Source organism: Roseococcus microcysteis (genome assembly GCF_014764365.1).
Lineage (GTDB): Bacteria > Pseudomonadota > Alphaproteobacteria > Acetobacterales > Acetobacteraceae > Roseococcus > Roseococcus microcysteis.
Map to the genome: position 1 here is coordinate 941,222 of NZ_CP061718.1, position 20,842 is coordinate 962,063.

Consider the following 20,842-nt stretch of genomic DNA (forward strand, 5'->3'; position numbering starts at 1 on the left):
GTTGGCGCGAAGGAGGTCCAGACCATCTCTGGCCCATGTCCGACACCCCCCGCTGCACCACCGTCTATTATGACGGCGCCTGCCCCGTCTGCTCGCGCGAGATCGCGCATTACCGCACCCGGCGCGGGGCGGAGACGCTCGCCTTCGTGGATGTCAGCCAGCAGGCCGAGCTTGGCCCGGACCTTGACCGCGAGGCGGCACTGCGACGGATGCATGTGCGGATGGCCGACGGCACGCTGCGCGACGGCGCCGCGGCCTTCGCCGCCATCTGGCGGGCGCTGCCGGGCTGGCGCTGGCTGGGCCGCGTCGCCGCCTGGCCAGGCATCGCGCAGGGGCTGGAGCTGGGGTATCGCGGCTTCCTGGGTGCCAGGCGGCTCTGGCGGCGGTAGGATTATGCCCGCCACCGCCGCGTGATATCCCACAGATGCGCGGCAAAGGCGGCGAGCAGCGGCAGGGCCACGAGCGCCCAGCCCGCCCCGGTCAGCGCCGCCCGCAGCGCCAGGGCGAAGGCGGCCCCCGCCAGGAGGAAGGGCAGCATCGCCGCCAGCCCCGGCCCCTGCCCCGCCCAGCGCCGCAACGCCCAAAGCCCCGCGGCCTCCAGGGCCAAGGCCAGCAGCACGAGGTCCGCGGCGCGGCCCGTGTCGAACAGCGCCTGCATCAGCCGAAGGGCCCGTTCAGCCGCACGATGGCGAGGTTCAGCACGGCGGCGAAGCTCACCCAGGCGATGTAGGGGACGATGCACCAAGCCGCGACGCGGTCATGCCGGGCCGCAAGCCAGATCATCGCCAGGATGGACAGCCACAGCGGAACGATTTCGATCAATGCCCAGTCAGGTCTCCGGGAGGTGAAAAAGAGGAAACTCCACAGCGCGTTCAACCCCCGTTCAGCACGAAGACACCGAGCAGAATTCCCCCCGCTCCGGCCCGCCAGGCGCGCATCAGCGCGTAGCCGGACAGCGCGAAAATCAAGGTCCAAGCTGGCCCGAAGGCCCAATCGGGGGGTTGGAACCAAGGGCGTTCCAGGCCCTGATACCAGGGCCCGATGGTGGTCAATGAGGCGCCCAGAAGGGCCGTGCCCATGGCCCATGCCACACCGAGGGCCAGCGGCAACCATCTTTCGTTCACAGGGTTATGCCTTTATCCCGTTGCGGTGGCGAAGTGATCACATGGGCTTGCGGCTTTGCCCACACTTCCCACAAATGGGTATGAACCGTGATCGAGGAGGAGATTTCCATATGCGGGCTTTGATGATCCTGGGCGCCGTCTTCGCCTTCGCTCCCTTCGGCGCCGCCATGGCGCAGGATGCGGCCGCCGGCCAGCGCGTGTTCAACCAGTGCCGCGCCTGCCACACCATCAATGAAGGCGGCCGCAACGGCGTCGGCCCCAACCTGCACGGTGTGTGGGAGCGTCCGGCCGCCTCCATCCAGGGCTTCCGCTATTCGGCGAACATGCAGGAACTGGCCCAGGGCGGGCTGGTGTGGAACGAGGCCAATCTTCGCCAGTACCTGACCAACCCGAAGGATCTGGTGCCGCGCGGCTCCATGGCCTTCAACGGTATCCGCAACGAGCAGCAGCTGAACGACCTGCTGGCCTATCTCCAGGCCCAGCGCTGATACGGCGCCACCAGCGCCAATCCCAGGAAGGCGCCGGCCATCAGGTCGGCGCCTTTTTTCATGCCGCCCTCAATGCGCGCCGGCGAAGGCCAGCATCACGGCGAAGACCTCGCGCGTCACATTGGACAGGGTGCGGCTGAGCTCCTCCAGATCCGCCACCTGGTCCACACGCTTGCCCGCGCGGTCCTGCTCCTCGGGCGTCAGGATCAGCGGGATGAGACCGGCCGAGCGCGCCAGGCCCACCAGCAGCGCGTCCTGAGGGTCGGGGATCTCGTCCTGGAGAAGCACGGCGCGCAGGCGGGCGCGCACCTCGCGCACCTCCGCCTCGCCCAGCGGGCCCTTGGGGTAGCGGCGGTCGGGGAAGACCCAGAGGAAGCGCCCCTCCTCCAGCCGCAGAATGCCCTTGGCGACGAGCTGGTCCAGCACCATGCCGCGGTAATGTTCGGCGTTGCGGCCGAGCTCCACGATCCAGTGGCGGCTGTCATGCCCATGCGGGCCGCGGGCGATCACGGCCAGCGCCTCGTCCAGCACCGGGTCGCCGGAGGGGGCCTCGTTCACCACCGTCAGCCGGTCGAGGTCGGTGTCGATACGGCCATCGAGCGAGAGCTGCATCAGGATGGCGGTGGCGATGGCATAGTCGCCGGCCGGGGCCGGCAGGCCGACGGGACGGCCCGTCTTGTTGTCGAGCAGGAGGAGCATGATCTCCTCCGGCATGTTGGGCGTCATGGCCGCGGCTCCGGGTCTGGGGTGCGCGGGAGGCTCCCGCGCTTCCGTCCGATGTTGTCCGCGCGCGGGGGCGCTGTCCAGCGAGGCAGGGGGCACCCCCTGGCATGGGGTTTGCTGCGTCGCACCCGCGCAACAACCGCGGCCGCTCCGGCGGCCCCTGAGGCGAGGGCCCAAGCGATGGATATCGGCGTCTTCATCCCCATCAACAACAATGGGTGGCTGATCTCGGAAAACGCGCCCCAATACATGCCGAGCTTCGAGCTGAACCGGCAGGTGGTGCAGAAGGCCGAGGGCTACGGCATGGATTTCGCCCTCTCCATGATCAAGCTGCATGGATTCGGCGGCAAGACCGAATTCTGGGACCATGGGCTGGAGAGCTTCACCCTGATGGCGGGCCTCGCGGCCGTCACCACGCGCATCAAGCTCTTCGCCTCCACCGCCGTGCTGACCATCCCGCCCGCCATCGTGGCGCGGATGACGGTCACGATTGACAGCATCTCGGGCGGGCGCTTCGGGGTGAACATCGTCTCGGGCTGGCACAAGGTGGAATACACGCAGATGGGTCTGTGGCCGGGCGATGAACATTTCGGCAAGCGATACGACTACAGCACCGAATACGTGCAAATTCTGCGCGACCTCTGGGAGACGGGCGAGAGCGACCGCAAGGGCACCTACTTCCAGATGGACAAGTGCAAGCTGAGCCCCCGCCCGTCCAAGCCCATCGAGATCGTCAGCGCCGGCCAGTCGGACCGCGGCATGGAGTTCGGCGCCACCTACTGCAACTACAATTTCTGCCTGGGCGAGGGCGTGAACGAACCCACCAAGGCCGCCTCCGTCCCCGCCCGGGTGCTGGAGCACGCGAAGAAGACCGGGCGCGATGTGGGGGCCTACATGCTCTACATGGTGATCTGCGACGAGACGGACGAAGCCGCGCTGGCCAAGTGGGACAGCTACCAGAAGGGGGCGGACCGCGCGGCGCTGGCGCACCTGCTCGGCCATGCGGCGGCGGACGTGAACACGGAGGCGACCTCCATGGCGGCCTCCATCCAGCGCAGCCCCTCGCCCATCAACTTCAACATGGGCACCATCGTGGGCAGCCCCGCCACCTGCGCGCGCATGCTGGACGAGGTGGCGGCGATGCCCGGGGTGAAGGGCATCATGCTGTGCTTCGACGATTTCCTGGAGGGGATCGAGATGTTCGGCACCCGCATCCAGCCCCTGATGCAATGCCGGCAGGACCGGCTGCAACTGGCCGCGGAGTAAGCGCTTCCGGGGGCGCCGCTGGCGTCTGATCGGCTTCGGTGGAATCACCGAAGCCGTGAATCAGCCGCCCGGCCAAGACTACAGCGTGACCAACACAGGTTGATCACGCTGTAGAGGCGCCCCCGGTTTCGCGCCGGCTCAGGCGCCGGCGCGGATGTTGTAGCGCTCGGCCACCTGGCGGGCGACGGCCTGGTCGGCCTCCATGATCCGCACGAAATCCGGGCCCAGCGGGATCGGGTTGCGCGGCAGGGTCTGGAGTTCCGTCATGCGCTGGATGAAGGCCTGGTCCTGGATGATCTTGGGGATCTCGGCCATCATCCGCTGCGCGATGGGCTCGGGCAGGTTGCGGGGGGCGGACATGCCCACCCATTGCGTCTGCACCAGGCTCGGGAAACCCAGCTCCGAGAAGGTGGGGAGGTCGGGGAAATCGGCCAGGCGGGCCGGCGCCGAGACGGCCAGGGCGCGCAGCACCCCGTTCTTCATGTTGTTCACATTGGTGGTGATGGGGTCGATGAAGCTCTCGATATGGCCGCCCATCAGGTCATTCAGCGCGGGCGCGCTGCCGGCATAGGGCGAGTGGTCGAGCTGGGTGAGGTTCGCAAGCCCCCCCAGCATGGCGCCCAGCATGTGCGGCGCCGAGCCGATGCCCGAGGAGCCATAGCGCGTGGGGCGCGTGCGCGCGTGCTGGAGGAAATCCTCGAAGGTGCGGATGGGGCTGTCGGCGCGCACCAGCAGCACGCTCGTCGCCTCGACCAGCAGGCCCAGATGGGTGAAGTCGCGGATGGGGTCGAAGGGCAGGCGCGGCAGGGTGGCGGCCGAATAGACCATCACGGAAGCGTGCGTCATCAGGAAGGTGTGGCCATCGGCCGGCTGCTTCGCCACGTAATCCGTGCCGATCACGCCACCCGCGCCCGCGCGGTTCTCCACCACCACGCTGTGCCCGCCCAGCGCACGGGAGAGCGGCGGCGCGGCGAGGCGGGTCACGGTGTCCACCAGCCCGCCGGGAGGGAACTGCGCGACCAGGCGGATGGGACGGCTGCCCGGCCAGGCGGCCTGGGCGTTGGCGATGGCGGGGGCGGCGAGCGGCGCGGCGATGAGGCCAGCGGCCATGCCGAAGATTTGGCGACGTTGCATGAAATCTGATCTCCCAGGGCGCGGCCCCGCCGGGTGTCTGCCTTACAACAAGGCAATAACCCCGCAGGATTTCGTTGCGCCCCCAGACTCAAGCAAGAGACGTGCCACTCAGCCCGACCGCATGCGGATCGAGTAGAGATCGCCCACCGCCTGCGTCAAGGATCGGTTCAGCGCCTCAAGCCCCGCCAAGAAGGCCACGCGCTCCTGCCGAATGGCCAGCAATTCGGCCGGCAGCAGCAGCGGCAACAAGGCCGTGGCGCGCGCCAAGCCCAGCAGCAGCGCCTCGCGCGGCTCGGGGATGTCGTCGGTCTCAATGGCGCGCAGCAGTCGGGCACGGACCTCGCGCGGCTCCGGGCGGTCCTCGGGCTTGAGCCAGCGCCGTTCGGGGAAGATCAGCAGCACACGGCCATCCACCCGGCGCAGCAGGCCCTGTTCTTCCAGCCGCGCCAGGAGGGTGGCACGCAGGCCGGCCTCCTCCCGCGCCAGCAGCATCAGCGCGCCCCGGCTGTCCTCGGCCCCGGCGATGCGCGCCAGGGCGCCGTCCAGCGCGGCATCGCCGAGCGGCTCGGTGGAGAGCACCTCCAGCCGGTCGCGGTCGGTGTCAACGCGGCCGGCGAGTGCCAGCTCCATCATCAGCGCGCCCGCCAGCGCCAGCCCCGCCGCCGGCCCCTGGCGCCCCACGGGGCGGCCCGTGGCGTCGTCCAGGGTGAGGAGGACGATCTCCTCCGGCAGGGAGAGCGCCTGGCTCATTCGGCCACGGCCGCCGACCAGGGCGACATGGCATCCGTGATGCCGATGGTCATGCCCGCCTTGCGCTGGATGAGGTTGGGGCAGGCGAAGTTCAGCGGCATCACCCCATGCTCCACCACCTCCAGCGGGCTGTCGGCGCGCAGCGCGGCATGCACCGCCTCGCCCAGGCGCCGGTCGGCCGTGACGCGGTCGGGTCCGCTCACGTCGATGCGCGGGTGGTGGGCGGCCGCCTCCGGGTCCATGGCGAAGTCCGCCACATAGGAAAGCAGCTGGAACACGGCGGCCATGATGCGCCGCCCGCCCGAGGCCCCGCCCGCGATCTCGGGGTTCCCCTTCCCGTCCAGCATGATGACGGGGCACATGTTGCACAGCGGCCGCTTGCCCGGCGCGATGGCGTTGGCACTGCCCGGCGTCGGGTCGAACCACATCACGCCATTGTTCATCAGCACGCCGGTGCGCGGCAGCACCATGCGGCTGCCCATGGAGGAGAGCAGCGTGGTGGTCATCGCCACCATCATCCCGTCCTTGTCGCAGGTGGTCAGGTGGGTGGTGCAGCTGTCGGCGGCGGCGGGCTCGGCATCGCCCAGCACCTCCAGCCGCTCGGCATAGGCTTCGCGGAGCGCCCGCGCCAGATGGGCATACCAGGCCGCATCGGGGGTGGCGGTGTAGGGTGCCTCCTCCATGCGGCGCAGCACGGCGGCCAGGGTCGGGCCCGCCGTCAGCCCCGCCGCCAGCATCCAGGTCCGGTCGCGGAAGCGCGCCTCGATGGCGGGCAGGCTGCGGGCCTGGCAGCCGCGCAGGTCCTCCGCCGTCACGAAGCCGCCCATCGCCTTCATGTCGGCCGCGATCTCGCGCGCGATGTCGCCCTCGTAGAAGTCGCGCAGACCGGCGTGCTGCAGCCGTTCCAGCGTGTCGGCCAGGCGCCCCTGCGGCATGAAGCCCGGCGTGCCCTGGTAGGGCGCGATGGGGGGCAGGCCGTTGGGGAGGTAGATGCGGGCGCTCTCCTCATAGAGGCGCAGCACGGCGGCGCTCGCGGCGATCTTGAGCGTCGTGTACCAGTCCTGCGGCAGGCCGCGCCTGGCCAGCGCCACGGCGGGCGCCATCACATCGCGCAGCGGCATCCGCCCATGGCGCTCATGCAGCAGCGCATAGCCGGCCACCGAGGAGGGGATCAGCGCCGATTTCGGCCCATGGATGTTCACATCCCCCACCACCTCGGGCCAGGAGAACAGGTCCTGCTTCTGCCGCCCCGTGAGCGGATAGGCCGAGGGGTCGAGCCCGCGCGGGGCCACCGGGCCGAAATCGAAGGTCTGGCAGGAAGAACCCGGCGCCATCACCTGCGCGAAGCCGATGCCGCCAAGGCCGCTGTTCCAGGGCTCCACCGTGGCCAGGGCGAAGGCCGCCCCCACCGCCGCATCGGCCGCCGTGCCGCCGGCGCGCAGGATTTCCGCCCCCGCCTCCGCCGCCGCCTTGGCCTGGCTGGCCACCATCCCCCCCGCCGCGCGGCCCGCGGGCTTGCGGATGTGCCAGTTCTGCGTGAGGTGGGGCTGGATCGTCATGCGGCGTCTCTCTCCGGGTTTGGAACCCATGGTGCCAGAGGGTGGCGCCACCTCCAACGGGGCGCCCCATTGGAACACCCGCCCCTTTCACAGCCCGCAGATGTTGCTTAAAGCCCATGATGACCCCGGCTGCTGGAGAGTGAAATGACGCTGAACGTCGCCCCCGTGCTGAAGACCTTCCTGGAAACCGAAGCCCTGCCCGGCACCGGCGTCAGCCCCGAGGCCTTCTGGGATGGCTTCGCCGCCATCCTGGCCGATCTCGGCCCCCGCAACGCCGAGCTGCTGGCCGAGCGTGACGCGCTCCAGGCCAAGATCGACGCCTGGCACCAGGCCAACCCCGCGCGCCCGATCGACGTGCCGGCCTATGAGGCCTTCCTGCGCGAGATCGGCTACCTGCTGCCCGAGCCGGGCGAGGTGCAGGTGACCACCGCCAACACCGACCCCGAGATGGGCGCCATCGCGGGCCCGCAGCTGGTGGTGCCGGTCTCCAACGCCCGCTACGCGCTGAACGCGGCCAATGCGCGCTGGGGCAGCCTCTATGACGCGCTCTATGGCACCGACGCCATTCCGGAGACCGAGGGTGCCACGCGCGGCGGCGGCTACAACCCCGCCCGCGGCCAGCGCGTCATCACCTTCGCGCGCAAGACGCTGGACAGCATGGTGCCCCTGCTGGGCGCGGGCCATGCCGAGGCGCTGAAGTATGTGGTGAAGGACGGGGCGCTGTCGGTCACGCTCTCGGGCGGCGGCGCCACGGTGCTGAAGTTCAAGGAGCGCTTCGCGGGCTACACCGGTGATGCCGCCTCGCCCTCCTCCATCCTGTTCCGCCACAACGGGCTGCACGCCGAGCTGGTGATCAACCGCAACCACCCCATCGGCAAGGAGGATGCGGCGGGTGTGGCGGACCTCATCCTGGAATCGGCGCTGACCACCATCCAGGATTGCGAGGACAGCGTCGCCGCCGTGGACGCCGAGGACAAGGTCGCGGTCTACCGCAACTGGCTCGGCCTGATGAACGGCTCGCTGAGCGCCGATCTGGAGAAGGGCGGCAAGACCATCACGCGCCGCCTGAACGAGGACCGCGTCTACACCGCGCCCGATGGCTCGACGCTGACGCTGCCTGGCCGCTCGGTCATGCTGGTCCGCAATGTGGGTCACCACATGATGACCGACGCCGTCACCTGGAACGGCGCGGAGACGGCCGAGACCATCCTGGACGCGATGGTGACGAGCCTCATCGCCATCCATGACATCAAGGGCAAGCGCATGAATTCGCGCGCGGGCTCCGTCTACATCGTGAAGCCGAAGATGCACGGGCCCAAGGAAGTGGCCTGGGCGGTGGAGCTGTTCGGCCGTGTCGAGAAGGTGCTCGGCCTGCCGCACGCCACGCTGAAGATGGGCATCATGGACGAGGAGCGCCGGACCACCGTCAACCTCAAGGCCTGCATCGCTGCGGCCTCCGAGCGCGTGTGCTTCATCAACACGGGCTTCCTCGACCGCACCGGCGACGAGATCCACACCTCGATGGAAGCCGGCCCCATGATCCGCAAGAACGACATGCGGGGCACGGCCTGGATCAAGGCCTATGAGGATTGGAATGTGGATATCGGCCTGATGTGCGGGCTGCGCGGCCGCGCGCAGATCGGCAAGGGCATGTGGGCCATGCCCGATGCCATGGCCGCGATGCTGGAGCAGAAGGTGGGCCACCCGAAGGCGGGCGCGAACACGGCCTGGGTGCCCTCGCCCACCGCCGCCACGCTGCACGCCCTGCACTACCACCAGGTGGATGTGGCCGCGCGCCAGGAGGAGATCGCGAAGGGCGGCCGCCGCGCCCAGCTTGCGGACCTACTGACGGTTCCCGTCGCCACCAACACCAACTGGGCGCCGGCCGACCTGCAGGCCGAGCTGGACAACAACGCCCAGGGCATCCTGGGCTATGTGGTGCGCTGGGTGGACCAGGGCGTGGGCTGCTCCAAGGTCCCCGACATCAACAATGTCGGCCTGATGGAGGACCGCGCGACACTGCGCATCTCGGCCCAGCACATCGCCAACTGGCTGCGCCATGGCATCGTGACGGAAGCGATGGTCGTGGAAACGATGAAGCGCATGGCCGGCGTGGTGGACAAGCAGAATGCGAGCGATGGGGCCTATGTGGCCATGGCGCCCAATTTCGACGGACCGGCCTTCCAGGCGGCGCTGGCCCTGGTGCTGGAGGGCGCGGCGCAGCCCAATGGCTACACGGAATTCCTGCTGACCAAGTTCCGTCGCGTGGCGAAGGGGGCATGATTCCCGCCACCGATTCACGCCTGCGATCGGGGGCGGCGTGAGCACTCCCACCGACCCCGCCCTGATGGAGGCCGAGCAACTGCTCGGCCTCTACGCCCGCCGCGCCCTCTCGCCCGTCGAGGCGCTGAAGGCCGTGATGGAGCGGGTGGCGCGCATGAACCCCTGGGTCAACGCCTTCGCGGCGATGAACCCCCGCGCCCTGGCCCAGGCGGGCGAGAGCGAGGCGCGCTGGGCCGCCGGCCGCCCCATGGGGCCGCTCGATGGCGTGCCCTGCACCGTGAAGGACCTGCTGAACCTCGCGGGCTTCCCCACCCGCCGCGGTAGCCGCGCGACCGAGGCCACCCCGGCCAGCGAGGACGCACCCTCCGTGCTCGGGCTGAAGTCGGCCGGCGCGGTCATCCTGGGCAAGACCACCACCACCGAATTCGGCTGGAAGTCGCCGGGCGACTGCCCGCTGCACGGCATCACCCGCAACCCGTGGAACCGGGAGCGGACGCCGGGCGGATCGTCCTCCGGCGCGGGGGCCGCGGCCGCGGCCTGCTTCGGGCCGCTGCACATCGGCACCGATGCCGGCGGCTCCATCCGCATCCCGGCCGCCTTCTGCGGCGTGGTGGGCGTGAAGCCCAGCTTCGGGCGCGTGCCGCAATGGCCGCTCGGCGCCTTCGCCAATGTGGCGGTGGCCGGGCCCATGGCGCGCTCGGTGCGCGATGCCGCGCTGATGATGAACGCCATGGCGCGGCACGACCTGCGCGACCCCTTCTGCCTGCCTGATGACAACCGCGACTGGCGCGATGGCATCGAGGACGGCGTGGCCGGGCTGCGCGTGGCCGTCGTCCGACGCCTGGGCTTCGAGGCCCCGCTGGACGCCGAGGGCGAGGAAGCGTTGCTCCAGGCCGCCCGTGCCCTGGAAGCCGCCGGCGCCCATGTCGAGGAAGCGGACCCCGCCCTTCCCGACACCCGCGCCATCTTCGGCCGCGTCTGGGGCGTGGCGCTGGCACGACTCGTGGCCTCCATCCCGGAGGAATCGCGCGGGCTGCTCGATGCGGGGATCATGGAGGTGGCCGAGCGCCAGTCGCGCATGTCGGCCGTGGATTTCCTGGGCGCCGACGCGCTGCGCATCGAGGCCGCGCATGCCATGGCGCGCTTCCACCAGCGATTCGACCTGGTGCTGACCGCCGCGACTCCGACCGCCGCCTTCGCCGCCGACCAGCCCACCCTGCACCCCGAGACCGCCCTGTGGCGCGACTGGGCGCCCTGGACCTTCGCCTTCAACCTGACCCGCCAGCCGGCCATCTCCGTGCCCGTGGGCCTTGATTCCGAAGGCATGCCGCGCGCGGTGCAGGTGGCGGCGGCTCTGTATCGCGACGATCTGTGCTTCCGCGCCGCGCGTTCCCTGGAAATCGCATTGCAGGTTCCCAGCGCACCGGCCTTGTAACCAAAGCGCAAAGATGCTTTGACCCCGCCACAGTCAAGGCGGCGCCGTGGCGGAACGGGGGCAACCCGAACCGCCGCGAGGGCCGGAGTGGAGGGAACCATGCGTGTTCTGAAGCCCCTGATCCTGGCACGTCGCCGCCAGATCTCCGCCGGCCCCGCACGGCGCGAGGCCCCGCACCCCTTCGTGCTGGCGCTGCCCGTCGAGACCACCGACATCTTCGACATGCGCGACGAACCCCGCGCCTTCACCGACGCGACCATCCTGCCCTTGCCCGTTCCGCGCGTCGCCGCGGAGTAATCCGCGGCGCCAGGGAGGGGGTCGCGGAATAGCCTTCGGGCTCAGGCCCGGCGGAATTCCGCCGCGCGATAGCCCTGGGCGAACAGCAGCCCCCGCAAATCCGCATGTTCCAGCCGGTGGCGCGCCGCGGCCGCCACCACGGGCTTGGCGCGGAAAGCCACCCCCAGCCCCGCCGCCTGGATCATGGCCAGGTCATTGGCGCCATCGCCCACCGTCGCGGCCTCGGTCAGCGGCACGCCGAGCTGCGCGGCCAGGCGCTTCAGCGTGGCGAGCTTGGCGTCGCGGTCCAGGATGGGCTGGCCCACCGCGCCGGTCAGCTTGCCCTCCTCGACCAGCAGCGTATTGGCATGGTGCTCATGAAAGCCCACGAGTTCCGCCACACGCGCGGTGAAGAAGGTGAAGCCGCCCGAGACCAGCGCGGTGTGGGCGCCGTTCGCGCGCATGGTGCCGACCAGCTCCGCCGCGCCGGGCGTGAGTTCCGTGGCCTTCCAGGTGGCCTCCAACGCGCTGTCATCGAGGCCGCGCAGCATGGCCACGCGCGCGGTCAGCGCCTGGGCGAAATCCAGCTCCCCATTCATGGAGCGGCGGGTGATCTCCGCGATCTGCTCCTTGAGGCCCGCGAAGGCCGCGATCTCGTCAAGCGTCTCGCTGGTGACGATGGTGCTGTCCATGTCGGCCAGCAGCAGCTTCTTGCGACGACCGTCGCGGGGCTGGGCGATGAGGTCCAGCGGCGCATCGCCCAGCGCGGCGCGCACCGCGGCCTCCGCCTGCTCGGCGGCGAGGGCCGTGAAGGGCTGGTCCACCGCCTCGGCCTCCGACAGCCATTCGGCCGCGTCCAGGTCGGCGCCCAGCGCCGAAAGGGCGGCGCGGGCGGCGCGCAGATGGTCAGGGGTCAGCGTGCCGGGGGCGGCGATCAGGGTCAGCATATGGGGCATGGCGGGCGGACCATGCCGGGTGCGGCGTGATGCGCCAAGCCCTCATCATCGCCGGGCCGACGTGCAGCGGGAAATCGGCCCTGGCGCTGGAACTGGCCGGGCGGCTGGGCGGCACCGTCATCAACGCCGACGCCATGCAATGCTATCGCGAGCTTCGCGTGCTGACCGCCCGGCCCACGCCGGAGGAGGAGGCCCGCGTGCCGCATGCCCTCTATGGCGTGCTGCCGGCCGCCGTGGCGGGCAGCGTGGCCTGGTGGCGGGCGGCGGCGCTGGAGGCGATGGAAGGGGCAAGCTTGCCCATCCTCTGCGGCGGCACGGGGATGTATCTGCGCGCGTTGACCCAGGGCCTTTCGGCCCTGCCCGACGTGACGCCGGCCGCCCGCGCCGAGGCGCGCGCTCTTCTGGCGGAGCTAGGGCCGGAGGCGCTGCACGCGCGGCTCAACGCCGAGGATGCCGCGGCCATCCGCCCCTCCGACAGCCAGCGCATCGCCCGCGCGCATGAGGTTTGGCTCAGCACGGGCCAGAGCCTGGCGCATTGGCAGCGCGCGGCCCCCCTGCTGCCGCCCGCGCCCTATGCCTTTCGCGCCATCCTGCTCGACCCACCGCGCGAGGCGTTGCGCGCAGCCATAGCGGCACGCTGGGACGCGATGCTGGCGGGCGGCGCGCGCGAGGAGGTCGCGGCGCTGCTGGCCCAGGGCCTCGACCCCGCCCTGCCCGCCATGCGCGCCCATGGCGTGCCGGAACTGGCGGCGCTGCTGCGCGGCGAGATCACGGAAGCGGAGGCGAGCCGCCGCGCCATCGCCAACACCGGCGCCTATACACGGCGCCAGGCCACTTGGTTCCGCCATCAGCCGCTGGTGGCCGTGCGGCACGCGCATAGGATCAATGCGCGTTTCGCGGCTCTAGCGCAATTTTCAGAATGTGAACGGGCAAAAATCTTCGCATTTCTTCGTGAGGGTGTTGACGGGGCCGTCCCACCCCCGTAAGCCCTTCGCAGTCGCACATTTCCGGAACCTCGCCATGTCCGCCACCGCCATGCCCACCGCCCCCGCCGCCACCGACCATCTGTCGGGCGCCGAGGTCGTCCTGCGCGCGCTGAAGGACCAGGGCGTGGACGTCATCTTCGGCTATCCCGGCGGCGCCGTGCTGCCGATCTATGACGCGCTGTTCCAGCAGAACCACATCCGCCACATCCTGGTGCGGCACGAGCAGGCCGCCGTCCACGCGGCCGAGGGCTATGCGCGCTCCACCGGCAAGGTGGGCGTGGTGCTTGTCACATCCGGCCCCGGCGCCACCAATGCCGTGACGGGGCTGGTGGATGCGCTGATGGACAGCATCCCGGTGGTCTGCCTGACGGGCCAGGTGCCCACGCACCTCATCGGCAATGACGCCTTCCAGGAGGCCGACACCACCGGCATCACCCGCCCCGCCACCAAGCACAACTACCTGGTGAAGCGCAGCGAGGACCTGGCCCGCGTGATGCATGACGCCTTCTATGTGGCGAAGTCCGGCCGGCCTGGCCCGGTGGTGATTGACCTGCCGAAGGACATCCTGATCAAGCCGGCACCCTATGTGGACGCGCCCAAGGCTGAGGCGCCCCACCGCTCCTACCGCCCCGTGACCTCGCCCAACCGCGACGCGATCCTGGAGGCGGTGCGACTGCTGAAGCGGTCCGAGCGGCCCATCATCTATGCGGGCGGTGGTGTCATCAATTCCGGGCCCGAGGCGTCGCGCCTGCTGACGGAGTTCGTGCGCCTGACGGGCATGCCCTGCACCAACACGCTGATGGGCCTCGGCGCCTATCCGGCCAGCGATCCGCAATTCGTGGGGATGCTGGGCATGCACGGCACCTATGAGGCGAACCTCGCCATGCATGGCTGCGACGTGATGTTCAACATCGGCGCGCGCTTCGACGACCGCATCACCGGGCGGCTGGACAAGTTCAGCGTGGGCTCGAAGAAGATCCATGCAGACATCGACCCCTCCTCCATCAACAAGAATGTGAAGGTGGACGTCGCCATCCTGGGCGATGCCGGCCAGGTGCTGGCCGCGATGATCGAGGCGTGGAAGAGCGATGACACGCCCATCGCGAAGGACGCCCAGCTCGGCTGGTGGCGGAAGATTGACGGCTGGCGGTCCATCAACTGCCTCGCCTACACCCAGGCGCCCGAGCCCGGCGCCATCATCAAGCCGCAGCACGCGGTGAAGCGCCTCTACGAGATCACGCAGGAGCTGGGGCGCGAAACCTTCATCTCCACCGAGGTGGGCCAGCACCAGATGTGGGCCGCGCAGTATTTCGGCTTCGACAAGCCCAACCGCTGGATGACGAGCGGTGGCCTCGGCACCATGGGCTACGGGCTGCCGGCGGCGATGGGCGTGCAGATCGCCCACCCCGACGCGCTGTGCATCGACATCGCGGGCGAGGCGTCCATCCTGATGAACATCCAGGAGATGGGCACGCTCGCGCAGTATCGCCTGCCGGTGAAGGTGTTCATCCTGAACAACGAGTACATGGGCATGGTGCGCCAGTGGCAGGAACTGCTGCATGGCGGGCGCTATTCGGAGAGCTACAGCGCCTCCCTGCCCGATTTCGTGAAGCTGGCGGAAAGCTTCCACGCGCGCGGGCTGCGGGCCACGAAGCTAGGCGAGCTGGATGACGTGATCCGCGAGATGATCGCCCATCCGGGCCCCGTCATTGCGGACATCTGTGTGGACCAGAAGGAGAACTGCTTCCCGATGATCCCGTCCGGCGCCGCCCATAACGAGATGATCCTGGGCCCGGACCAGGAGAAGAACGCGGCCAGCGTGACGGATGAGGGCAAGGTCCTTGTTTGATGCCCTCAGACGCCGGGCGCGGCCTCCGGCCGCTTGGCTTCGCGCCATCATTGGTGCACGTGCCAAACGGTAGGTCTGGGCGCGGCGTCCGCTTCGCGGCCGCATTCGCCGAGGATGCGCCCTTCCCCATTACTTCCGCCTTGGATGACTGAAAAAAATGTCGGCAATGGATACGCGCACGGCGACGATCGCCGTGCTGGTGGAAAACGAGGCGGGCGTGCTGGCCCGCGTGATCGGCCTGTTTTCGGGCCGTGGCTACAACATTGACAGCCTGACCGTGGCGCCGGTGGATGAGGCGGGGCGGCTGTCGCGCATCACCGTCGTGACCTCGGGCACGGAGATGGTGATCGAGCAGATCAAAGCGCAGCTGGATCGCCTCGTGCCCGTGCACAAGGTGGCGGATCTGACGGTGGAGGGGCCGCACCTCGTGCGGGAGTTGGCGCTGATCAAGGTTGTCGGCACCGGGGATCATCGTGTGGAGGCGCTGCGGCTGGCGGACGCCTTCCGTGCCCGCGTGGTGGACGCGACCACGGAAAGTTTCGTCTTCGAGATGACCGGCAATGCCGAGAAGATAGATGCCTTCTGCGCGCTGATGCGCCCGCTAGGCTTAGCCGAGATTTGCCGGACCGGGGCGGTTGCCATCGCCCGCGGCACGCGGCAGATGGCGCTGTGACGTCCAGTTCAAGACTATAACCACAGGAGTGCGCGAGAGATGCGCGTCTATTACGACCGTGATGCCGATGTGAACCTGATCAAGGCGAAGAAGGTCGCCGTGATCGGCTTCGGCTCCCAGGGCCATGCCCATGCCATGAACATGCGCGACAGCGGTGTCACCGACGTCGTCATCGGGCTGCGCCCGGGCGGTTCCGCGAAGAAGGCCGAAGCCGCGGGCTTCAAGGTCATGTCGCCGGCCGATGCCGCGAAGTGGGCCGACATCGTCATGATCCTGACGCCGGATGAGGGCCAGGGCGACCTCTACCGCGACCACCTGCACGACAACCTGAAGCCCGGTGCCGCCATCGCCTTCGCGCATGGCCTGAACGTGCACTTCAACCTGCTCGACCCGCGCGCCGATCTCGACGTGTTCATGATCGCGCCCAAGGGCCCCGGCCACACGGTGCGCAGCGAATACCAGAAGGGCGGCGGCGTGCCCTGCCTCGTGGCCGTGGCGCAGAACCCCTCGGGCAATGCGCTGGAAATCGCGCTCTCCTACGCCAGCGCCATCGGCGGCGGGCGTTCGGGCGTGATCGAGACCACCTTCAAGGAAGAGTGCGAGACCGACCTGTTCGGTGAGCAGGTGGTGCTTTGCGGCGGCCTCGTGGAACTCATCAAGGGCGGCTACGAGACGCTGGTCGAGGCCGGCTACGCCCCCGAGATGGCCTATTTCGAGTGCCTGCACGAGGTGAAGCTCATCGTGGACCTGATCTACGAGGGCGGCATCGCGAACATGAACTACTCGATCTCCAATACCGCGGAGTACGGTGAGTACGTCACCGGCCCCCGCATCATCACCGCCGAGACCAAGGCCGAGATGAAGCGCGTGCTGGACGACATCCAGTCGGGCAAGTTCGCGCGCGACTGGATGCTGGAGAACAAGGTGAACCAGGCCAGTTTCAAGGCCACCCGCCGCCGCCTCGCCGAACACTCCATCGAGGAAGTGGGCGAGAAGCTGCGTGGCATGATGCCCTGGATCAAGAAGGGCGCCCTGGTGGACAAGGCGAAGAACTGAGCCTGGTCGCGGGGCGGCGGGCGGTCGCGGTGGCGGGGTTGTTTGGCCTCGCCGCCTGCTCACCCGCCCGCCTTGCGAGTTGGCTCACGCCGAGCGAGGGCGTGCGGCGCGAGCAGGGGCTGGCCTACGGCCCCCTGCCCCGCCAGCGCCTCGATCTCTACACGCCCGAGGGACTGTCCTCCGACGCGCCTCTCGTACTTTTCCTCCCCGGGGGCGCCTGGGTCTCGGGCCAACGCGCGGAGTATGGCTTCGTGGGAATCACGCTCGCCCGGCTCGGTGCCGTCGCGGCGGTCGCGGACTACAGGCTCTGGCCCGAGGCCGCCTACCCTTCTTTCGTGGAGGATGCGGCGCTGGCGCTGCGCTTCCTGGCCCCACAAGACCGGCCCCTGGTGGTGATGGGCCATTCGGCCGGCGCGTTCAACGCGGCCGCCGTGGCGCTCGATCCGCGCTGGGGCGTGCGGTCGCTGGTGTCAGGCCTCATCGGCATCTCCGGCCCTTATGAGTTCGGCGCGCATGAGGTGACGCCGCCTGCCATCTTCGCGGGGCTGGAGCGCATCCAGGCCGCGCCCGCGCCGCTGACGGGGGCGGCCCCCATGCTGCTGCTGCACGGCGGGCGCGACACCACGGTGGGCCCCTACCATTCCGAAATCCTGGCCGAACGGGCGCGCGCGGCCGGCGTGCCGGTGCGGCATGTGGTGTGGCCGCGCCTCTCCCATATTGACATCATGGCGGGCTTCGCGCCCGCCTCGCGCTGGCTGCGATTGGGCGAGCCCGAGGTGGTGGCCGAGCTCGGCCGCTTCCTCACATCGGTGCGAGGGCATCCCCCGGCCGGATGACACCGCCCCGCACAATGATGCAGTTCAGCCCCGAACGGTTGGTCAGCGGCTTGAACAGCCGCCGCCCCAGCAGGTCGTCCAGATACTGGCAGGGCACGTTCAGCCGGATGCCCTCCAGCACCGCCTCCCCCACCCGGAAGCGCCGGCCGACCAGGTGGTTCAGCGGGACGCCCCGCACCGTCAGGTTCCGGCGATGCTCATGCGGCGCCAGTTCCAGCGCGTGGTCGCGGGCCAGGGCCTCCAGCGTCTCCACCTCGATCAGCGTCACCTGGCGTTCGCGCTGCGGCTTGGGGCTATAGGTGCCGGTGCCGAGCAGATAGCGGTCGCCCTCGATCCCCTGGCCCTCCAGCAGCCGCGCCTCGGGCCGCGCCTCCATGGGGGCGCCACCGCGCGGGGTGGTGTGGATGTGCAGAAGGGTGCCGGACCATGTCATGCGCGCAGGCTGTGCGCCCCGCCGCGTGCGGTCAAGGCAGGGCCGGCCGCACCATCTCCACCGCCACCGCCTGCCCCAGCGCCATGTCGGCCGCGACGCGCGAGGCGATGCCCGCCACCGCCCAGCCAGCCCCCTGCCGCACCAGCAGCGGCGCGCCCGAGGCGCCGCGCGTGCCCGCGCAATCATGCAGCAGCAGCCCGCCCCGCAGGTCGAGCAGCCGGCAGCCGGTGTCGGCCAGGATCATCTCCGGCTGGTCCTGCTGGTAGCCGCCCAGCACCAGCGGTGTGCGCGGGGCGGCGGGCCGGTCCAGCAGCGGAAGGGCCACGCCCCGGATGGGCTGGGCCAGCGTCAGGATGGCCCAATCCTCCCGCCCCGGCCCGCGCAGCGCGGGGTCATAGCCGGGGCCGGTCTGGTAGCCGATGACGGCGCCGCGCGCGCGGAAACGCCCGCGCTCATAGCCCAGCAGGAAGCTCACCCCGCGAGGATGGGTGAAGTCACCGGTGCGGACCAGCAGCAGGCAATGGGCGGCGGTCAGCACCCGGTCGGGCGCGATCAGCGTGCCGGTGCAGCGCCCGCCCCCTTGGGTCTGCACCACGCCGATGGAGGTCCAGGGCGCCTCGCCCATCGAGACCGGCGCGCGCGGGTCGAAGCTGCCGATGCCCGGCAGCGGCACGGCCTGGGGCACGCCGCCCGGCGGCGCGGGGGATTTCGTCTGGGCGAAGGCCGGAGGGGCCAGCAGCAAGGCCAGCAGCGCGAGGGCGGTCCGCGTCATCGCAACATCTCCTCCACCCATTCCGGCACGAGGCGCCCGGCGGGGCCATGGCGTGTCTCGTGGAAGATGGAGGTGCCGTCGGAAGCTTCCAGGTTGATTTCCAGCGTACGCGCCCGCCCGCGCACGGCGGCCGCGAAGCCCGCCGCCGGCCAGACCCGGCCCGAGGTGCCGATGGAGACGAGCATGTCGCACGCCTCCAGCGCCGCCTCGATGCGCTCCATCCCCAGCGGCACTTCACCGAACCACACCACATGCGGCCGCAGCCGGCCCATGGCGCCGCAGGCGGGGCAGGCGCTGGCCAGCGTGATGTCGTCCTGCCAGGGGCTGTCCGCTCGGCATTCCAGGCAGCGGGCGCGGCGCAGCTCGCCATGCATGTGGTGCAGGCGGCGACTGCCGGCACGTTCGTGCAGGTCATCCACGTTCTGCGTGACCAGCAGGAAATCGCCCCGGTCCCAGGCGGCATCCAGCCGGGCCAGGGCCGCATGGGCGGGGTTCGGCGCGACGGTGCGAAGCTGCGCGCGGCGCGCATTGTAGAAGCCCTGCACGCGTCCTGGGTCCGCGGCGAAGGCTTCGGGCGTCGCCACCTCCTCCAGCCGCACCTGGGACCAGATGCCGCCCAGGTCGCGGAAGGTGGCGAGCCCGCTTTCGGCCGAAATCCCGGCCCCGGTGAGGATGACAAGGTTCATGCCCGCCATCCTGCACCCATTCGGGCCGCGTGTCTGGCGCGACCCGATTCAGACCTTCGGGCCGGACGGCCCTTCGGTCATCGGGGCGCTTGTGGCGCGGCCCGATTCAGACCTCCGGGCCAGATGGCCCTCCGGTCATCGGGACACATGTCGCGCGGCCCGATTCAGACCTCCGGGCCAGGAGGCCCTTCGGTCATCGGGGCGCGTGCGGCCAAGCCTCAGTGGCCGTGCCCGCGCGCACCCGCCGCCTGGACGCGAAGCTGCACGGTCACCTCGCCCGCCTCGGCGAAGCGCAGGGTCACGGGAATGGTCTCGCCCGCCACCAGCGCGCGGTTCAGCCCCATGAACATCAGGTGCAGCCCGCCCGGCGCGAGGGTCGCGCTGCCGCCCGCCGGCACCGGGATGTCCTGCACGGGGCGCATCCGCATCACGTCGCCGTCGCGGATATGGGTGTGCAGCTCCACCCGCCCCGCGACGGGCGAGGTGGCGGAAACCAGCCGATCCGCCGCCGCGCCGGTGTTGCGGATGGTCATGAAGCCCGCCCCCTGGCGGCCTTCCAGCGCGGCGCGCGTCCAGGGCGCCTCGATCCGCAGCGGGCCAAGGCTGGTGGCGCCGTGCTGGTGCTGCACGGGCTGGGCATGGCCCTGGTGGTGATGGGCCTGCGCCGCCACGGGCAGCAGCGGCAGGGCGCCGAGAAGGATGCGGCGATGGATCATGTCGAAGGCTCCTCTTGCGGGGCAGGGGTTAGGATGTGGCGGGCGGCCTGGGCCGGCCGCGCCTCGATGCGGCCCGCGATGCGCGCCAGCGCCGGCGCCTGGCGCACGGCGACCACCGGGTCGCCCTCAATGCAGCCGCGGCGCAGCGTGGCGAGGCCGGCTTCGAGCGTCGCCGCCTCCTCCGCCGTGGCGCGCGGGAGGGCGGCGGCGATGGCCACCTCCGCCCCCTCGGCCGCGGCCTGGCAGATCTCGGTCATGGCGCGCTCCATCTCCTCCGGGTCGCAGGCCCAAACGGCGATGGGGGCGGCGATCAGCCCCAGGGCCAGCAGCGCGCCCTTCATGGCGCGGCCCCCAGGCGCAGGGTCGGCGCGGGGCTGCGCGGACGGGCCTGGCCGGCCGTCGCCACCTCCACCCAATCATGCCGCGCGCCACCCGCGCAAAGCTGCGCCACGGGGAAGAGCAGCGTCTCGCCCGGGCGGTTGGGGGTGCGGATCATCATCACGAACTCCTCGAAGAAGGGGTCGGGCAGGTTGCCGCCGCTCCAGGCGATGAAGCTGGGCGCCTCGCGCACCAGCCCATGCCCGCCGGAGACGGGCCGTTCCAGCGGGCGCATCCGCACCGTCAGCTCCCAGCCCGGCTTGGGGCTGGGGCGGGCGGAGGTGATGCCCTCCGGCAGCGTCACCTCGATGGCCGTGGTGGGCTGCCCCGCGCAGCCATGCGGCACGCGGAAGGCGATGCGCTGGAAGCTGTTGGGGGCGGCCTCCGGCGGATCAATGGTGACATGGGCCCCGGCCGGCGCGCTGGCCAGCAGGAGCAGGGCGAGAAGCTTGCGCATGATGTG

At 70.3% G+C, this 20,842-nt stretch carries 25 protein-coding genes; 11 read left to right on the forward strand and 14 right to left on the reverse strand.

What is annotated here, in order from left to right; translation table 11 throughout:
* The first annotated feature begins 35 nt into the window (after positions 1-35).
* Positions 36-389: a thiol-disulfide oxidoreductase DCC family protein gene (locus ICW72_RS04385; protein ID WP_191085112.1), complete on the forward strand. Its 354-nt coding sequence runs from the start codon at positions 36-38 to the stop codon at positions 387-389.
* Positions 390-391: 2 nt separating this feature from the next.
* Here the strand turns inward: ICW72_RS04385 and ICW72_RS04390 are convergent, their stop codons facing one another.
* The 3 genes from ICW72_RS04390 to ICW72_RS21005 are packed head-to-tail and all read right to left on the reverse strand — an operon-like array spanning position 392 to position 1,079.
* A complete protein-coding gene (locus tag ICW72_RS04390) occupies positions 392-658 on the reverse strand; it encodes a hypothetical protein (RefSeq protein WP_191085113.1) in 267 nt (88 codons plus the stop codon).
* Positions 658-822, reverse strand: coding sequence for a TspO/MBR family protein (locus ICW72_RS21000; protein WP_332308985.1), 165 nt, complete (start codon positions 820-822; stop codon positions 658-660). Before ICW72_RS21000 ends, ICW72_RS04390 begins: the two co-directional genes overlap by 1 nt.
* Positions 823-872: 50 nt before the next feature.
* The gene (locus tag ICW72_RS21005) at positions 873-1,079 is read right to left on the reverse strand and encodes a tryptophan-rich sensory protein (RefSeq protein WP_269749835.1); all 207 of its coding nucleotides are present in this window, start codon (positions 1,077-1,079) and stop codon (positions 873-875) included.
* 155 nt (positions 1,080-1,234) lie between these two features.
* Between ICW72_RS21005 and ICW72_RS04400 the strand changes: the two genes are divergently transcribed.
* Positions 1,235-1,612: a c-type cytochrome gene (locus ICW72_RS04400; protein WP_223880818.1), complete on the forward strand. Its 378-nt coding sequence runs from the start codon at positions 1,235-1,237 to the stop codon at positions 1,610-1,612.
* 69 nt (positions 1,613-1,681) lie between these two features.
* On the opposite strand, the gene ICW72_RS04405 is transcribed toward ICW72_RS04400, so the two are convergent.
* On the reverse strand, positions 1,682-2,338 hold the full coding sequence (locus tag ICW72_RS04405; protein ID WP_191085114.1) for a GOLPH3/VPS74 family protein: 657 nt from the start codon (positions 2,336-2,338) through the stop codon (positions 1,682-1,684).
* A gap of 177 nt (positions 2,339-2,515) precedes the next feature.
* On the opposite strand from ICW72_RS04405, the gene rutA reads away from it, so the two are divergent.
* Positions 2,516-3,601, forward strand: coding sequence for a pyrimidine utilization protein A (rutA, locus tag ICW72_RS04410; RefSeq protein WP_191085115.1), 1,086 nt, complete (start codon positions 2,516-2,518; stop codon positions 3,599-3,601).
* Positions 3,602-3,739: 138 nt separating this feature from the next.
* Here the strand turns inward: rutA and ICW72_RS04415 are convergent, their stop codons facing one another.
* From ICW72_RS04415 to ICW72_RS04425, 3 genes are all read right to left on the reverse strand, one after another.
* Positions 3,740-4,735, reverse strand: a complete 996-nt coding sequence (locus tag ICW72_RS04415; RefSeq protein ID WP_191085116.1) for a Bug family tripartite tricarboxylate transporter substrate binding protein — start codon at positions 4,733-4,735, stop codon at positions 3,740-3,742.
* Positions 4,736-4,843: 108 nt separating this feature from the next.
* Positions 4,844-5,485: a GOLPH3/VPS74 family protein gene (locus ICW72_RS04420; protein WP_191085117.1), complete on the reverse strand. Its 642-nt coding sequence runs from the start codon at positions 5,483-5,485 to the stop codon at positions 4,844-4,846.
* A complete protein-coding gene (locus ICW72_RS04425; RefSeq protein ID WP_191085118.1) occupies positions 5,482-7,044 on the reverse strand; it encodes a gamma-glutamyltransferase in 1,563 nt (520 codons plus the stop codon). Before ICW72_RS04425 ends, ICW72_RS04420 begins: the two co-directional genes overlap by 4 nt.
* Before the next feature lie 144 nt (positions 7,045-7,188).
* Here ICW72_RS04425 and ICW72_RS04430 point away from each other — a divergent pair, with 144 nt between their 5' ends.
* The 3 genes from ICW72_RS04430 to ICW72_RS04440 all read left to right on the forward strand — a co-directional run bounded on the left by ICW72_RS04430 (position 7,189) and on the right by ICW72_RS04440 (position 11,059).
* Positions 7,189-9,327, forward strand: coding sequence for a malate synthase G (locus ICW72_RS04430; RefSeq protein WP_191085119.1), 2,139 nt, complete (start codon positions 7,189-7,191; stop codon positions 9,325-9,327).
* Between the two features lie 37 nt (positions 9,328-9,364).
* Complete coding sequence (locus ICW72_RS04435; RefSeq protein WP_223880819.1) at positions 9,365-10,762, forward strand: amidase; 1,398 nt, start codon at positions 9,365-9,367, stop codon at positions 10,760-10,762.
* A 99-nt stretch (positions 10,763-10,861) separates the two neighbouring features.
* Positions 10,862-11,059: a hypothetical protein gene (locus ICW72_RS04440; protein ID WP_191085120.1), complete on the forward strand. Its 198-nt coding sequence runs from the start codon at positions 10,862-10,864 to the stop codon at positions 11,057-11,059.
* Between the two features lie 41 nt (positions 11,060-11,100).
* Here ICW72_RS04440 and serB read toward each other — a convergent pair whose 3' ends face one another.
* Entirely contained in the window at positions 11,101-11,994 is an 894-nt protein-coding gene (serB, locus tag ICW72_RS04445; RefSeq protein WP_191085121.1) for a phosphoserine phosphatase SerB, read from the reverse strand.
* A 29-nt stretch (positions 11,995-12,023) separates the two neighbouring features.
* Here serB and miaA point away from each other — a divergent pair, with 29 nt between their 5' ends.
* From miaA to ICW72_RS04470, 5 genes are all read left to right on the forward strand, one after another.
* Complete coding sequence (miaA, locus tag ICW72_RS04450; protein WP_191085122.1) at positions 12,024-12,980, forward strand: tRNA (adenosine(37)-N6)-dimethylallyltransferase MiaA; 957 nt, start codon at positions 12,024-12,026, stop codon at positions 12,978-12,980.
* A 34-nt stretch (positions 12,981-13,014) separates the two neighbouring features.
* The gene (locus ICW72_RS04455) at positions 13,015-14,829 is read left to right on the forward strand and encodes an acetolactate synthase 3 large subunit (RefSeq protein WP_191085123.1); all 1,815 of its coding nucleotides are present in this window, start codon (positions 13,015-13,017) and stop codon (positions 14,827-14,829) included.
* Positions 14,830-14,986: 157 nt separating this feature from the next.
* A complete protein-coding gene (ilvN, locus tag ICW72_RS04460) occupies positions 14,987-15,502 on the forward strand; it encodes an acetolactate synthase small subunit (RefSeq protein ID WP_191085124.1) in 516 nt (171 codons plus the stop codon).
* A 39-nt stretch (positions 15,503-15,541) separates the two neighbouring features.
* Positions 15,542-16,558: a ketol-acid reductoisomerase gene (gene ilvC / locus ICW72_RS04465; protein ID WP_191085125.1), complete on the forward strand. Its 1,017-nt coding sequence runs from the start codon at positions 15,542-15,544 to the stop codon at positions 16,556-16,558.
* A gap of 29 nt (positions 16,559-16,587) precedes the next feature.
* A complete protein-coding gene (locus tag ICW72_RS04470) occupies positions 16,588-17,394 on the forward strand; it encodes an alpha/beta hydrolase (protein WP_191085126.1) in 807 nt (268 codons plus the stop codon).
* Here the strand turns inward: ICW72_RS04470 and ICW72_RS04475 are convergent.
* The 6 genes from ICW72_RS04475 to ICW72_RS04500 form a co-directional block, all read right to left on the reverse strand.
* Positions 17,360-17,827, reverse strand: a complete 468-nt coding sequence (locus ICW72_RS04475; RefSeq protein WP_191085127.1) for an MOSC domain-containing protein — start codon at positions 17,825-17,827, stop codon at positions 17,360-17,362. The genes ICW72_RS04470 and ICW72_RS04475 overlap by 35 nt on opposite strands.
* Before the next feature lie 31 nt (positions 17,828-17,858).
* Positions 17,859-18,599, reverse strand: coding sequence for a trypsin-like serine peptidase (locus ICW72_RS04480; protein ID WP_191085128.1), 741 nt, complete (start codon positions 18,597-18,599; stop codon positions 17,859-17,861).
* Positions 18,596-19,285 (reverse strand): NAD-dependent deacylase, encoded by a 690-nt coding sequence (locus ICW72_RS04485; RefSeq protein WP_456300177.1) that lies wholly within the window; start codon positions 19,283-19,285, stop codon positions 18,596-18,598. The genes ICW72_RS04480 and ICW72_RS04485 overlap by 4 nt, the downstream gene beginning before the upstream one ends.
* A gap of 218 nt (positions 19,286-19,503) precedes the next feature.
* Entirely contained in the window at positions 19,504-20,001 is a 498-nt protein-coding gene (locus tag ICW72_RS04490; RefSeq protein WP_191085130.1) for a copper chaperone PCu(A)C, read from the reverse strand.
* Entirely contained in the window at positions 19,998-20,342 is a 345-nt protein-coding gene (locus ICW72_RS04495) for a hypothetical protein (protein WP_191085131.1), read from the reverse strand. The genes ICW72_RS04490 and ICW72_RS04495 overlap by 4 nt, the downstream gene beginning before the upstream one ends.
* Positions 20,339-20,836, reverse strand: a complete 498-nt coding sequence (locus tag ICW72_RS04500; RefSeq protein ID WP_191085132.1) for a YcnI family protein — start codon at positions 20,834-20,836, stop codon at positions 20,339-20,341. Before ICW72_RS04500 ends, ICW72_RS04495 begins: the two co-directional genes overlap by 4 nt.
* Positions 20,837-20,842: the final 6 nt, after the last annotated feature.

Coding starts and splice junctions, on each gene's coding strand:
- ilvN (WP_191085124.1), top strand. CDS start 14,987: ATGTCGGCAATGGATACGCGCACGGCGACGATCGCCGTGCTGGTGGAA.
- ICW72_RS04500 (WP_191085132.1), bottom strand. CDS start 20,836: ATGCGCAAGCTTCTCGCCCTGCTCCTGCTGGCCAGCGCGCCGGCCGGG.
- ICW72_RS04430 (WP_191085119.1), top strand. CDS start 7,189: ATGACGCTGAACGTCGCCCCCGTGCTGAAGACCTTCCTGGAAACCGAA.
- ICW72_RS04420 (WP_191085117.1), bottom strand. CDS start 5,485: ATGAGCCAGGCGCTCTCCCTGCCGGAGGAGATCGTCCTCCTCACCCTG.
- ICW72_RS04485 (WP_456300177.1), bottom strand. CDS start 19,285: ATGAACCTTGTCATCCTCACCGGGGCCGGGATTTCGGCCGAAAGCGGG.
- ICW72_RS04495 (WP_191085131.1), bottom strand. CDS start 20,342: ATGAAGGGCGCGCTGCTGGCCCTGGGGCTGATCGCCGCCCCCATCGCC.
- ICW72_RS04405 (WP_191085114.1), bottom strand. CDS start 2,338: ATGACGCCCAACATGCCGGAGGAGATCATGCTCCTCCTGCTCGACAAC.
- serB (WP_191085121.1), bottom strand. CDS start 11,994: ATGCCCCATATGCTGACCCTGATCGCCGCCCCCGGCACGCTGACCCCT.
- ICW72_RS04400 (WP_223880818.1), top strand. CDS start 1,235: ATGCGGGCTTTGATGATCCTGGGCGCCGTCTTCGCCTTCGCTCCCTTC.
- ICW72_RS04390 (WP_191085113.1), bottom strand. CDS start 658: ATGCAGGCGCTGTTCGACACGGGCCGCGCCGCGGACCTCGTGCTGCTG.
- ICW72_RS04415 (WP_191085116.1), bottom strand. CDS start 4,735: ATGCAACGTCGCCAAATCTTCGGCATGGCCGCTGGCCTCATCGCCGCG.
- ICW72_RS04385 (WP_191085112.1), top strand. CDS start 36: ATGTCCGACACCCCCCGCTGCACCACCGTCTATTATGACGGCGCCTGC.
- ilvC (WP_191085125.1), top strand. CDS start 15,542: ATGCGCGTCTATTACGACCGTGATGCCGATGTGAACCTGATCAAGGCG.
- ICW72_RS04490 (WP_191085130.1), bottom strand. CDS start 20,001: ATGATCCATCGCCGCATCCTTCTCGGCGCCCTGCCGCTGCTGCCCGTG.
- rutA (WP_191085115.1), top strand. CDS start 2,516: ATGGATATCGGCGTCTTCATCCCCATCAACAACAATGGGTGGCTGATC.
- ICW72_RS04455 (WP_191085123.1), top strand. CDS start 13,015: ATGTCCGCCACCGCCATGCCCACCGCCCCCGCCGCCACCGACCATCTG.
- ICW72_RS04440 (WP_191085120.1), top strand. CDS start 10,862: ATGCGTGTTCTGAAGCCCCTGATCCTGGCACGTCGCCGCCAGATCTCC.
- ICW72_RS21005 (WP_269749835.1), bottom strand. CDS start 1,079: ATGGGCACGGCCCTTCTGGGCGCCTCATTGACCACCATCGGGCCCTGG.
- ICW72_RS04425 (WP_191085118.1), bottom strand. CDS start 7,044: ATGACGATCCAGCCCCACCTCACGCAGAACTGGCACATCCGCAAGCCC.
- miaA (WP_191085122.1), top strand. CDS start 12,024: ATGCGCCAAGCCCTCATCATCGCCGGGCCGACGTGCAGCGGGAAATCG.
- ICW72_RS04475 (WP_191085127.1), bottom strand. CDS start 17,827: ATGACATGGTCCGGCACCCTTCTGCACATCCACACCACCCCGCGCGGT.
- ICW72_RS04480 (WP_191085128.1), bottom strand. CDS start 18,599: ATGACGCGGACCGCCCTCGCGCTGCTGGCCTTGCTGCTGGCCCCTCCG.